This window comes from Maridesulfovibrio frigidus DSM 17176 (assembly GCF_000711735.1).
Classification (GTDB): Bacteria; Desulfobacterota; Desulfovibrionia; order Desulfovibrionales; family Desulfovibrionaceae; genus Maridesulfovibrio; species Maridesulfovibrio frigidus.
The window spans coordinates 216,162-229,712 of sequence record NZ_JONL01000005.1; the positions used below are offsets into that span (position 1 = coordinate 216,162).

At 42.7% G+C, this 13,551-nt stretch carries 12 protein-coding genes; 7 read left to right on the top strand and 5 right to left on the bottom strand.

All coding sequences use genetic code 11. The features are described from left to right. Positions 1-419: 419 nt before the first annotated feature. Positions 420-1,064 carry an RluA family pseudouridine synthase gene (locus BR06_RS0111660; RefSeq protein WP_031483151.1) on the top strand — a complete coding sequence of 215 codons (645 nt, stop codon included), beginning with the start codon at positions 420-422 and terminating at the stop codon, positions 1,062-1,064. An 88-nt stretch (positions 1,065-1,152) separates the two neighbouring features. Here BR06_RS0111660 and BR06_RS0111665 read toward each other — a convergent pair whose 3' ends face one another. The 3 genes from BR06_RS0111665 to BR06_RS0111675 are packed head-to-tail and all read right to left on the bottom strand — an operon-like array spanning position 1,153 to position 6,245. After that, positions 1,153-3,480 (bottom strand): FAD-dependent oxidoreductase, encoded by a 2,328-nt coding sequence (locus tag BR06_RS0111665; RefSeq protein WP_031483153.1) that lies wholly within the window; start codon positions 3,478-3,480, stop codon positions 1,153-1,155. Positions 3,481-3,513: 33 nt separating this feature from the next. After that, positions 3,514-5,148 (bottom strand): glutamate synthase-related protein, encoded by a 1,635-nt coding sequence (locus BR06_RS0111670; protein ID WP_031483155.1) that lies wholly within the window; start codon positions 5,146-5,148, stop codon positions 3,514-3,516. Next, a complete protein-coding gene (locus tag BR06_RS0111675) occupies positions 5,112-6,245 on the bottom strand; it encodes a class II glutamine amidotransferase domain-containing protein (protein ID WP_031483158.1) in 1,134 nt (377 codons plus the stop codon). Before BR06_RS0111675 ends, BR06_RS0111670 begins: the two co-directional genes overlap by 37 nt. A 901-nt stretch (positions 6,246-7,146) precedes the next feature. Here BR06_RS0111675 and BR06_RS0111680 point away from each other — a divergent pair. Next, entirely contained in the window at positions 7,147-7,446 is a 300-nt protein-coding gene (locus BR06_RS0111680) for a hypothetical protein (RefSeq protein ID WP_031483160.1), read from the top strand. Between the two features lie 2 nt (positions 7,447-7,448). Here BR06_RS0111680 and BR06_RS0111685 read toward each other — a convergent pair whose 3' ends face one another. Further along, the gene (locus BR06_RS0111685; protein WP_051677046.1) at positions 7,449-7,988 is read right to left on the bottom strand and encodes a class I SAM-dependent methyltransferase; all 540 of its coding nucleotides are present in this window, start codon (positions 7,986-7,988) and stop codon (positions 7,449-7,451) included. Between the two features lie 12 nt (positions 7,989-8,000). After that, complete coding sequence (locus BR06_RS0111690; protein WP_031483165.1) at positions 8,001-9,191, bottom strand: HD-GYP domain-containing protein; 1,191 nt, start codon at positions 9,189-9,191, stop codon at positions 8,001-8,003. Between the two features lie 360 nt (positions 9,192-9,551). Here BR06_RS0111690 and greA point away from each other — a divergent pair, with 360 nt between their 5' ends. From greA to BR06_RS20740, 5 genes are all read left to right on the top strand, one after another. Then, positions 9,552-10,034, top strand: coding sequence for a transcription elongation factor GreA (gene greA, locus BR06_RS0111695; protein WP_031483167.1), 483 nt, complete (start codon positions 9,552-9,554; stop codon positions 10,032-10,034). Positions 10,035-10,155: 121 nt separating this feature from the next. Continuing rightward, a complete protein-coding gene (locus BR06_RS0111700) occupies positions 10,156-10,923 on the top strand; it encodes a hypothetical protein (protein ID WP_031483170.1) in 768 nt (255 codons plus the stop codon). 72 nt (positions 10,924-10,995) lie between these two features. Beyond that, a complete protein-coding gene (locus BR06_RS19280) occupies positions 10,996-11,424 on the top strand; it encodes an META domain-containing protein (RefSeq protein ID WP_051677048.1) in 429 nt (142 codons plus the stop codon). 58 nt (positions 11,425-11,482) lie between these two features. Then, on the top strand, positions 11,483-12,640 hold the full coding sequence (locus tag BR06_RS0111710) for a PAS domain-containing sensor histidine kinase (protein ID WP_051677049.1): 1,158 nt from the start codon (positions 11,483-11,485) through the stop codon (positions 12,638-12,640). Positions 12,641-12,711: 71 nt separating this feature from the next. Then, on the top strand, positions 12,712-13,350 hold the full coding sequence (locus BR06_RS20740; protein ID WP_051677051.1) for a phosphatase PAP2 family protein: 639 nt from the start codon (positions 12,712-12,714) through the stop codon (positions 13,348-13,350). The last annotated feature ends 201 nt before the right edge of the window (positions 13,351-13,551 follow it).

The following is a 13,551-nucleotide window of genomic DNA, read 5'->3' on the forward strand; positions in this document are numbered from 1 at the left end:
ATCAGCTTTGAATCCTTTTGCTGTTGCAAAAATTGATTACCGAAACGACTTATTGATTCCGTGATCAAGGAACTAGCTAATTTCAATTGATTAAGCAATCAAAAAAATCACACTATTGCTGATTTAATTTTATAAAGCTCATAACAGCCTATTATCTTTAATGATATTTTTTTCACAACCTTAACCCACAAAAAGTGAGACAAATATATATAAAATAATGAACTTGGTTTTTTTTGTGCCATAATATTACTAGGTTACACCTCAAACAGCACTTATACATACCCGTACAGTATGAATTACAATTTTAAAACCACCTCCTGCTCCCTTTCTCTATAATCATAAATGCGGTAAGTAAGCTCCACTCGAGATGTACATAAATAAGCGTTTCTGCTTTCGAAATTTAACAAACTTAAAATATAATGAATCACAAAGAACTGCTCGATATAGTATATTCGGACACAAAAATTGTAGTAGTAAATAAACCCAGCGGGCTACTATCCGTTCCCGGGCTTGGCCCTGAAGGGAAAGACTGTGTAGTTACACGCGTTCAGGCTATGTTTCCTGATTGCCGCAAGTTCCCAACCATACATAGATTAGACATGGACACTTCGGGCCTGATCGTAATGGGCTTTACTGCCCGTGCGGTAAGGGAAATCGTGGACCAGTTTCAAAAGCGACAAGTAAAAAAGAGATACGTAGCCCTTTTAGATGGCATCATAAAAGAAGATGAAGGCGTTATAGAGATGGCTTTCAGACTAGATCCGTACAACCGTCCATACCAAGTATATGATCCGATTCACGGTAAATTAGGCGTGACAGAGTGGCGTAAAATTGGAATAGAAGATGGAAAGACCAGAATAGAATTCACTCCCCTCACAGGGCGTACACATCAGCTTAGAGTGCACTCGGCTCATCCTCTTGGATTAAATTGTCCCATCGTAGGAGACAGATTGTACGGGACAGGCACAGCCCCCGGACAGCTAAAACTACACGCTGGATATTTATCTTTCGTGCATCCTAAGACGAAAGAAATGCTCGAATTTGAGATTCCGCCGTTGTTTTAGGAACTCAAAAACTCCCATTTCAAACGCACAAAAAAATGCCCGCCGAATAACTTCGGCGGGCATTTTTATTTATTCGTATATGTGAGAACTAACCGAGTGGAGTATTATCCACCAAATTCCAGATACCACATGGGCAAACATTTGCGCAGAAACCACAACCGATACACTTATCAGCGTTGCAGTACATTTCGAACTTCTTACCTTCGAGGCTATTACGCGTAATAGCCATTTGAGGACAGACAGTTTCGCAAAGTCCACAGTCTCTACATGATCCACAGGAAGAACATTCAGTTGCACACTGATTCATGTCTGAAAATTCAGTCAGACGAGGATCAAAGTACTCAAGAGTCATTCTGCTGTAGTCTATTACTTCTTTAGGATGAGATTCAGGACGTCTGCCAGTGAAGATGTCATCAATTACTTCCGCAGCTTTGCGACCATGGCCGATAGCATGAGTCAAAAGACCAGGACGAACAGTGTCACCGATGGCGTATACTTTAGGATCTGTGGTCTGGTAATTTTCATTAACAACCACATGCCCTCGATCAATAGCAATGCCTTCCGGAAGGAACTCAACATCAGGAGTATCACCGATGGAGAGAATCACAGTATCAGCTTCGATAAGCTCACCGGATTTAAGAAGCACGCCCTCTTTGGTAACTTCCTGAGTGAAACAAGGCCATTTGAACTTCGCGCCCACTTCTTCTGCTTCTTTTCTTTCCTTACCGAAGGATGCTGGTTCCTGAATATCAATCAGAGTGATTGAATCCGCACCAAGGCGTCCACATTCAGTAGCAACATCACAACCAACATTACCGGCCCCGATAATTACTACGTTTTTACCGACCTTAGCTTTACCAGCAACAGATTGCTGAAGGAAAGTCAGAGCCGGAGTAATCATTTCATGGCCGGGAATAGGAATCATGCGAGGTTTCTGAGCTCCGATAGCAAGAACGACCGCGTCATTTGCCTGCTTGAGTTCAGCGAAATCATCGCTGTCCATTTTCTTATGTAAATGAACGTGAGGAATAACTTCCGCAGCACGTTTCAACTCAGCATCAAGAACTTCTTTAGGAATACGGCTTGAAGGAATAGCTGAAGCGATCTTTCCGCCAAGGGTTTTGGCCATATCGTAAACGACGGCTTCATGTCCCTTCATGCGAATCTGCCATGCGATGGAAATACCAGCTGGTCCACCACCGATAACAGCAACCTTTTTGCCCGACAGAGCCGGCAATTTAGGAGCCTTACTATTAACACCTTCGCGTCCAAGCTTTGTGATGTCCACAGGAAGCATCTTCTTAAGCCCGCGAGTACATCCATCCATACAGAGGTTCGGACATAAATATCCACAAACAGTTGCAGGGAAAGGAGTATATGCAAGCGCAAGGTCAACAGCTTCGTCTACCAGACCGTCTCGAACAAGCTGCCAGCGTTCCTGAACAGGAATTCCGCTAGGACAACTGGACTGGCATGGAGCTTCATATTTGCTGTTTTCCCAAACGGGAACATATCTTCTTAAAAGACCATTCGGCACTAGTCCGATTGGAGATCTATCAAGATCGGTTAAATCACCGATCAAACCGCCCTTACCTAGTTCTGCATCCCATACTTTCGCACGGAACTCAGTCATGGAACGACGAACTTTACCGGTTTTCTCAAAAGGAGTTTTCGCTCTAATGAGTTCCCAGTCAGATCTATCAATCAACTTTTCATACAGGTATGACTTGTTGATTTTGGCAAGATTAATTTTTAAATTTTCAGTGAGCCATGTCCAATCAGCATCGGTAATTGGTTCTAAGATGGCGTCTGCCTGAGAAAAACCGTCGTGTGGCCCGCGAACAAATATACGTCCGCCAACCATACCGACACATGGTCTGTATCCCAGAACATTTTCAGCTGTCTGACCTTTGTAACCACAGACAACTGCGGTTCCGCCAGCCATAAACTCAGCAAAATAGTCGCCGACTGTCCCAAGCACCCACAACTCAGGAGGATCAAATCTTGGGTTAGTCTTAGTCATGGTCATACCACGAGCACCAAGGTTGCCGCTGATAACGACCTTACCCTGTGCCATAGCATTACATGCGCCGTTGGTTCCATCACCGTGAACGATGATTTCTGCTCCGGCATTGAGCCAGCCTACGTCATCAGAAACTGAACCGTGAACATTGATTGTTGTTCCGGGAAAACCTTTTGAACCTAAACGCTGACCGGGTGAACCGATAACATCTATTTCAATTGGCTCGTCCTTGGAAATCCACAACCGTCCGCCAATTCCATGTTGACCAAGGGCATCTATTTCAAGCTTGCGGGCACCTTCACGAACATTCTTTTGAATAATTTCTTCAAGAATGCGTGATTCAAGACGTAAACCGTCTTCTACACCGCTTATGCATACTTTTTTTGTAGCCATTTTTTATCTCCGGTATATCACGAGCTTCGGGTGTTAAACCACGTACTTAATGCCAAGTCTTTCGGCAGCATCACGATCACTGATTCCAAGTGCGTCCGACATGCCGATAGGCAATGAAGACGAACGTCCAAGCGGAGCAATAATCTTTTTGATTTCCGTGTCGAAACTCAGATAAAAGTCAACTACGCGCTCTGCGACCTTTTCAGGATCAAGGCGACGATAAAGTCGTGGGTCCTGAGAAGTAATACCCTTCGGACAGATACCAATGTTACAGACATTACAGCGATCTTTCTCGGAACCGAGACAGCCTGCGCCAGCCTGCATGACATACTTACCAACCTGAACAGCACTAGCGCCAAGCATAATCAAAGCAGCTGCGTTAGCTGCGAGGTTACCGGACTTACCGATACCACCACCTGCCATGAGAGGCAGTTCATTCTGCTGACCAGTAACAACCAAAGCGTTGTAGCAGTCACGCAAGTTACTTGCGATTGGGTGTCCCATGTGATTCATGGATACGTTATACGCAGCACCAGTTCCGCCGTCTTCACCATCAATGGCGAGTCCTGCTGCGTAAGGATTACGAGTCAGGTTGTTAAGAACAGCAAGGGAAGTGGAAGATGCTGAGATCTTCGGATATACAGGAACCCTGAATCCCCAGGCCATACTCATGGACTGAATCATCTTAGCTACAGACTCCTCAATGGAATACTGTGTCTGATGAGTAGGAGGACTAGGCAAGCTGATACCAGTAGGTACGCCGCGAATAGCTGCAATCAGCTTGTTCACTTTGTGCCACATGAGCAGTCCGCCATCACCGGGTTTTGCGCCCTGTCCGTATTTAATTTCAATCGCACAAGGATCGACCTGCATTTCAGGAATAGCATGAATAATTTCATCCCATCCGAAATAGCCGCTCGCGATCTGTAAAATAACATATTTCAGGAATTTGGAACGAAGCAGACGCGGAGGACAACCGCCCTCACCTGTGCTGATGCGAACCGGCATTCCAAGCTCTTCATTCAAGTAGGCAACCCCCATCTGCAACCCCTCCCACATATTAGGGGAAAGCGCGCCGAAGGACATACCACCGATGACAAGCGGATATATTTCTCTAACTGGAGGCTTCCAGCCGTTTTCAGCCATACATTTCAAGCTTTGCTCAGGAGACAGAACGCGTCCGAGCAAAGTGTTTAGGCTGAATTCATGCCTACCTGCATCAAGTGCGGGGTCAGTAAGCATGGATATACGCATGAATTTAATCTGATCAAGCAAGCTTTCTTCAGAATTTCTGCGTCCGCCGCGTGTTCTAGGCTGACCACCACGATCATTATGATACTTCAGGGTGGTGGAACCTTCATCACGGTTCGGCTGAATTGCGTTGTTTGGACAGACCATGTTGCACATGGAGCAGCCGATACAACCATAAGCGGGATCGGTCTTCTGTCTGATTCCATAAAAAATGGAGTGCTCATTGCTAGGCTTCTTTCTAAGACCAGCAGGAGTTACAATAGTACGTTTACGAAAAACGCCTAATTCAATAGCACTTACCGGGCAGACTGAGGTGCAACGACCGCACTGTGTGCAAAGATCTTTGTCCCACTCGATTTGCCAAGGTAAATCCTTAACGCCTAAAGTTGACGGGGTAATTGGTCTGTCTGAGAGCATTGGATAATCTCCTTGCAGTCGGGTCCGACGATAACGGTATCAAGATGCATTGGTTGAAAATCTTTGGATTTATCACGGTCTGGAATTGCAGCATTCAGGCCGCAGACTTCAGATGAGAAACCAAAGATGCCGTCTTTTCCGCCGACAATTCCAGGACGGAATTTCTTGCGGTCCTGAGTCATAAACATGCGTCCGCCAGGCAGACAGCCGATGACACAGTTAGGACCATCAATAATGAGTTTGCGGCATGAACGTTTGAGTTCAGTTAAGAACTCTCTGTCCGGATGCTCAGCAATTTCGCTATCACTCAGTGGAGTGATGATGTGTTTATATGCCCTGATATCAAGGCCGAGTCGCTTAGTCGTATAATGAGCGATATGTGTGAAAACTTCAGAATCAGACTGATACCCACTGTACCCAGTGATGTTTCTTGACTGAAGATATTCTTTAATGGGGATAAATGCAGTGTTTTCACCATTTGTCATAGAGGCAACGCCTTCTATAAAGAATGGGTGACACGCATAAAGGTTAATCGCGTAGTTAGTATTCTGTCTTCCCTGAGCAAGAATTCTGCGTGCGTAGATATCCTTGTTGCGATCAAGCTGAAGGTATTCTCCAATTTCGAGAGGATCACCGACTTCTTTGATAACGATTGTGTCAGGCCAGAAAGAAAAGACCATCATGTCGCCAGACTCTTCACCCATCTTTTTTAGATCAAGACGCATTTGAACCAAACGCGAGCCCTGCTCTGCTTCAGAAAGGTTTTCCCATCCTTTAGGAACACTGTAAGCAATAGCTGCATACGTTCCACGAACAGGAGTTCCGACAGGAGGAGGTCCGTCTGGAGCATAAAGGATGCTGAACTTGGACTTAAAGCCCTTGTCCATTGAGTACTGGTCCAGTCTACGGAGCCCAGCTTCTGTGAAAATTCCCGACAAAATCGGACAATCTTTCAATTCTTCAAATGGACCGCTGAGTCCATTTAAATATAGTCCCACACCGGAACCATCATGCCCCTCTTTCATTACATTAAGAGCATCGATGGCACGCATGGGTGAAATTGGGTCGCGGCTTGTAAGCGCAAATAAACGGCACATATTTTCAGCTCACTCCATGTTTATAAGGTTCACATTTTTGCAGTTACTTTAAGATGATTACAATCTGATATGTATTATCAATAATAATTTTAATTATCTTATGAAAAGCTACTTAAATGTTGCTTGAAATCTGTATTAACTCAGCCACCCCGGCTCTAACCTGCAAATCTCGAGGTAATCCACCAAGCGATCATATGTACTCTTTTACATTATGAGTTTTCCACCCTTCAAAATTAGTACTGAAGGTATAAGGAGGCTATAAAAATGAATCGAGATCAGGTTGTTAAGGTCACTTTTTTGTAGATTAGAGCGATTCAGGAAGACCAGCCTGACAGAAGAACACATTTTTGGCAAACAAAAATACGAAAATGGAGATTTTTTAGATAAAGATGCGCCCTCTACCAATTTTATTTGCGCTTGCTTTAAAGCTCATAGCATTTTGAAAACGCACTAAATACCCCATAAACAACACTTATAAACTACTAGAAACAAAGAACTAAAGAACCGTAAAGCCCTTCTGAAAAAACTTGTTTCATCCTAATTAATTACCGCTAGATATAATGTGCATCTGCAAACGACATTTTCGAAAAAAACATCAGTGACCATAATTGTCATAACTTTTAAAGAAAACAGATATGACCCTTTACCCTTATTATACAAGACCTAAGAGCGTCATTAGCCCCGTTTTTAGGTAAGAGGCGCAATGCCCCCCGACTAAAAAAGCTCAAACTAAAAGCCAATTTATTACATTTTTGCAAACATCAACTATACAAAAAGGTCGCGATAGACATTTATGCAAGTAATGAAGCCAGCACAGCCGAACTTGCAGGGCGAGCTAAAATAAGGGTAACGTAGCTAACATTCAGCGAACTAATCTTAATTATTTAAGGGAGAGAATATTATGCAACGCTCAGAGATCGAAAGAATATTTGAAGCTTATTTTGAAAAGTATAAAAAAACAGAAGGAGACAGGACCTCATGGTCTGCCGTATGGCTGGAATCGACTCCGAATGGAGTTCTAGAACTCAACATGACAAAATGCCCTAAAGGGCAGACGTTCAAACTGTTTGTGAACAAAAAGAAAGAGGCGGAAGTTCTTGGATGGGACGCTTTTTTTGAAGCAATGGTTGAAATATCTGCAAACCACCCTTCATTATATGATGAAGACAAGGTTTTCTCAGATATGGAATTTGTAATTTAAAATTATTTGGTCATGTACGCTTTATATGCAAGCATAGCTGGAACCAGCACTTCTACATTGAAGCCCAACTTTGCAGCTGTTGTCATTTCTTTCGTAAAAAAATCGGCTTTAACGTGCATGCGAGGCTCAGTTAGATAAAACCCGCCCCCCTCTCCGAGAACCGAGTATATTTCCTGCAACGCAACAGCTATATCAGGAGTTTCGTGAAGAACGAAAGATGACACAACAAAATCAACCACACCGGCATAGCCAATCTCATGCGCACTACATTTATGTGGAGTAATAATATCCACAACGCCAGCCTTATCCGCCCGGCGCATCATAACTTCAAGCATTCTATCTTGGAGATCGACGGCAATAACTTTCCCGCCTTTCCCGACCATCCGAGCCGCGCCAATCGAAAAATGTCCCATACCGCACCCGAAATCGAGCACGGTCATTCCGGGCTTTACCCATTTGGACAGAGCCTCATCCACAGGATCAATTAAACGTCTCAACCCATTATCAAAAGAGTAAGCCAGCCACCACGGACATACATGCAAGGGAGACACTCCTTAAGCTAAGAAACCTGCTAACATCTTCATATTCACACCAAGCTCATCAGGATCCGGCTGACAAAGAACTTTAAGTTCCTTTCCATTTAAATCATATGTGCTTAAATCTATACATTCATGACGTAGAGGCTTTCTTCTTTTATCAAATAAAATCTTCACCATAGGTTTTAACGGCGCATTTTCGTTCGTCTCAAGGACTAGAGCATACCTTTCATCATTCAGCTGAACAAATGAACCCGGAGGGTATATTCCAATAACCCTTACAAAGCGGTTAAGGTAAACAGGATCAAAATCAGTACCCTTCCACTTATACATTAAAGTCAGAGTCTTAGCTGCTGTCATAGCTTTTTTGTAAACCCTGACGCTTGTAAGAGCATCATAAACGTCTGCAATAGCAATCATCCGTCCATATGGATGAATTCCATCACCCTCCAATTGTCTCGGGTACCCTGTTCCGTTAAACCTCTCATGATGCTCAACCACACCACGTAAAATCTCAGGACTCAAACCATCAACAGAGCGCAAGACCTTAAGCCCGAGAAGAGGATGACCTTTCATAATATCAAACTCATCTTCTGTGAGCTTCCCGGGCTTATTAAGCACCTCACTCGGGACTCTCCCTTTACCGACATCATGGAAAAGAGCCGCAATTCCGAGATGTTGCAATTGCTCGCGGTCCAACCCCATATCCTTTCCCAGCAGAATGGAAAACAGGTTCACATTAATCGAATGGGTATATGTATATTCATCATATCTTTTCAAAAAAGACAGAGTCAAAGATGCCGACTTATTAGCCGACACATTTTCAATTATCTTATCAACAATCGGAACAGCATCCTCTAGCTCTATTTCCTTGCCACTCTGAATGTCAGCAAACAGCTTTTTAGAGTAGTTCATAGCTTCATCATGAATTTTACGGGCTGCCGGCATAGCTTCTGCTAACGCTTCAGCGGCCTGCTTTGCTGACGCTTTGGGCCTTCGAAAATTCACTTCCGAGACGTCTAAAAACTTATCGGTTAAAATCTCGACTTGCTCTGTATCATTAGGAAGGTATTTGGCTATATCGTCATAGGACTCAACAAACCTACCAACCTCAACTTGCGGGTCGTGAAATGTTCCTTTGCCATAACCTTGAATATACATCCCAGGTTTAACTTCTTTCTTTTTAATTGCTTTAATATTATCAACCACTTACTTCCCAACCTGCGAGATGTATTAATCAAATATAAGAACTTAAACGTAAAGAACTCACTCAACGGTAACAATTGTATCTATTTTAATAGAATTTAGAAAGGGATAGAGCATACATTTTTTTCCAATTAAACATAGTGTTTACATTAATAATAACACAAAATATTATTAGACCTGACAGAACTGATCTTTTTCAAAAAAACTAAAAGCTGCTTGACCATGGCCCGAGGATGTTCTAGGCAAGTAATTCAGCAACCGATTGTTGCATTTTATCAAGCAGCTTCTTTTCCGGAAATAGCTCCGGTTGCGGCTGCCTTTTTTTATTGACACCCCCGAAGGAAAAAATTTGAGGTTTATGAAATGAGCACAATACCCATTTCAAAAGAAGGATTCGCTAAGGTTAAGAGAGAACTGGACGCTCTTAAAAGAGAACGCCCAGCTGTAATCAAGGCAATCAAAGAGGCGCGCGAAGAGGGCGACCTTAAGGAAAATGGAGGCTACCATGCTGCGCGTGAGCGTCAGGGAATGATGGAAGCCAAGATTAATTATATTGAATCCAGAATCCCGCATTTCAACATTATCGATCTAGCGACTCTAGGTGGTCCCAAAATTATATTTGGAGCTACCGTTGAGCTTGAAGATATCGATTCCGGTGATTCAAAAATATACACAATCATGGGCCCCGACGAAAGTGATTTCAAAAAAGGAATCATCTCCATCGAGTCTCCCGTAGGGCAAGCCCTCCTCGGTAAAGAGGAAGGTGACGAAGTTGTCGTAACCACCCCCCGCGGCCAAATTGAATACGGTATTCTTTCTGTTAAATTTAAAGGTCCAATATCCTAAGCAGACAATTGGAGACCTTAACAAATAGCAGATTGTAAAATCGTAATATCTGACTGTTGTTTATCCGAAGGGGGTTGTGCTTAAGCACGGCCCCCTTTTCTTTTAATCAAAAGTATAAAATATGACCAAACCTGAGAAGATTCCAAAAACAGACATATTATGTTCTGGTTATTGCGCTAGATGCGAAACTGTTCATGCTCTAGGTCTAAACGATGCACGCGAGCAAAGTCTTCTGCTTATGCAAAAACTTGATCAGGCAGGCAGAATTGACTTCACAGTGCCAAGCTCTGAAGCTGATCCTGCGTTGTCTACAGACTATGTTTTTGGGAAAGCCCTTGGGCAAATGTTTGGTGCCATGACCTATGTTAACTCTGATAATGAGCAAGGTGTCGCTTACGCTTTCTCAGGACAATACAACGCCATATGGGAAGTAGATGGCTGGGTTCCTCCAATAGTAGATACTCTGGAATTTAAAGATCTCACCCAGAATAAAGCCCTTGAAATTATGGCCATTAGCGCAGAAATGGAAGATCTTACAAAAGGTTCTGACAAACATGCCGAGCTAGGATTACTGCGAAAAACCATGTCTCGCGCCTTGATGGACAAAATCCGCTACATATATAAATTACCAAATTTCCGGGGTGAAACCAGGGTTCTTCCGGAAATTCCTCCGCTTGGCAAAGGAATACCTGCTGGAACAGGTGATTGCTGCGCACCTAAGCTTCTCAACTTTGCAGCGCTTAATAACCTGACCCCGCTCGGAATTGCTGAATTTTATTATGGCAAAGAAAACAAGTCCGGCACAAAACAGCACAAGACATTCTACCCATCCTGCAAAGATAAATGCAGCCTTATCCTTGGGTATATGCTTTGCGGACTTCAAACTTAGCACCTACTCCTTGATTTTTTTGTATATTTCATCAACAGTACACTTAGAACAAAAATAGGAGTGCCTGAAAAAATGACAAAAAAACACATCACATCATTAGCAGTCAGAATTGCATTAATCTGCCTCGTTCTGATATTTGCAGGCTGTTCAGCTTCCAAATCAACGCTGACAGCAGATCTCCCTTTACAAACAAAATGGGTTCTTGAGGACATAGATGGAACTGGCGTAATTGATTTTGCACAGTCATGGGCAATGTTCACTGAAGATGGTCGTGTAACAGGTTCTGGAGGCTGCAACAGATTTAACGGTAGCTATACCTTAGAAAACAACACCTTAGAAGTTGGGCCTCTTGCCAGCACACGGATGGCCTGCGCTGAAGCCGTTGACAGTCAAGAATTCAAGTTCTTACAAGCTCTTGGCCAATCGCTTAACGTCAGAACTGAAAACGGCCTCCTTTTTATGGAAGGGAACGGCGGAAGCCTGCGATTTTCTACCCAATAGATTATGACCTTTTCCCACTACCTTAGAACTTGTCTTCAACAGAGACACTATCGCGAATATGATAATAAATAAAAATTCTGATCCAATAATTACTACTCGAAAAAAAACGGACAAAGCTACACTTCGTGAACAACAAAGAGCCTTAAAGTTAGAGATTGGGCCAAGGCTTATTGAAGCCGTCCCCCATGCTGTTCTCGTGATAAACGAAAACAGGGAAATAGTTCTGTGCAATAAAGTGCTGATGAATCTTTTTGACATAGAGAAGCAGGATGATTTACTTGGCTTACGCCCTGGTGAGCTTCTTAGGTGCATAAATTCTCATGCATCCCAAGGCTGCGGAGAAAACGACCAATGCGAGCATTGCGAGGTGTTAAACGCATTAACCAAGTCATTTAAAGGCAAAGTATCAAACACTGAATGCTCATTGCTAACGAGGACTCAGGGAGTCCTTAAAGCTATTACTTTCTCCCTTTTTTATTCGCCGTTTAAAATTAAAGAAGAATTCTATTCTATTCTATATTTGTCTGACATTTCGGCCCAAAAAAACAAAGCTATTTTAGAAAAGATATTCCTTCACGATCTGATGAATGCAGTGAACGGAATCATCGGAGCAAGCTCTTTGATCCAAATGAAGCAAAACGAAATCAGCAGTCCCGAACTTGCTGGCATGATCAAGGAGAGAGCCAACTTCATAGCCAATGAGATCAAAGCCCATCAATTATTTACTTCAGCGGATAACGAAGAGCTTAAAGTTGAGATTGAACAGATTGACACATTCAATATGCTTGATTCCCTTAAGACCATGTTTTCCGGAAGCCCCATTACGGATGGTAAAAAAATTATTCTTTCCAAAGAAGCCGATGCTGTAAGCATTTCTTCGGACAAAAATATTTTATACAGAGTACTTGAAAATCTAATTAAAAACGCGATTGAAGCTTCTTCGACCGACCAAACAGTTACTATCAATTGCCATAAAGAAAATAGCGACATTGTTTTTGAGATCTCAAACGAAAATTTTATCCCCAAGGACGATCAGTTTAAAATTTATAAAAAATTCTTCTCCACAAAAGGTGAAGGTAGAGGGCTTGGCACCTATAGCGTCAAAATGTTTGCTGAAAATTATTTACAGGGAACAACATGGTTTGAAACTTCAGCCAAAGGGACTACCTTCTTTGTTAAAATACCTTTAATATATTCACTAAACACCCCTTCATAACAAAAAAATATCGCTTATAAAAGAGACTCAATCTTAGACGTTAATTCATCCGGCTCAAATGGAGGCTTATAATGTTTAGAGATCCCAAAAAACTGGTGAGATACACCTTTATATCCGGTGTTATCACTTTGATTGCAATCGTCCTGTTCTACCAATATTTCGACCTATCTATCGCAAAGGGCGTCCACACACTAAAAGGAACCTTTCTGATAACTATAGGTAAAGGACTCAGTGCTCTTGCCTCTGAACATGTAATACTTTCTATTACCGTTGCTTCTCTTCTTGCAGGCGCATGCGATGCTGTTGTTAATGGACCCAGCATGCGCTCGCGGAGCTTACTGCTAATTGCATTAGCAACTGGAACAGCTATGCTAATTGGAGATGAACTCAAGTGGTTTTTCGGACGTTGCAGACCGCCACTCTTTTTTGAAAAAGAATCGTACGGAATTACTTGGTTTTCATCCAAATATCTCAAAAATTCATTCCCGTCAGGGCATACCCTGCGCATCTTTTCTCTGGCCTGTGCAATCGCCATGTTGCTGCCTAAAAAACGGTACATACCGCTAATTTTGGCCTTACTTGTTGGCATCAGCAGAGTTGTAATCGGCAAGCACTACCCTTCCGATGTACTATTCGGTGCATTCATAGGAATGACCTGCGCCGCATGGAGTTACTACTTTATTTTCATGGACACCCCGACTTCAAATTAAGCGCGACTACTTTTCCATAAAAGCTACTGCTGCCACCCGACGTTTTTACTTACACGCAAGTAAACAGATTTCATCCACTTCATATTCGCCAGTGCACTTTAAACAATAAAACAAAAGCCCCTTAACGCAATATATTGCGTTAAGGAGCTTTGATTTTATTACTGCCTACATTGGTATTTCTAATTGTTCTATCGACATCCA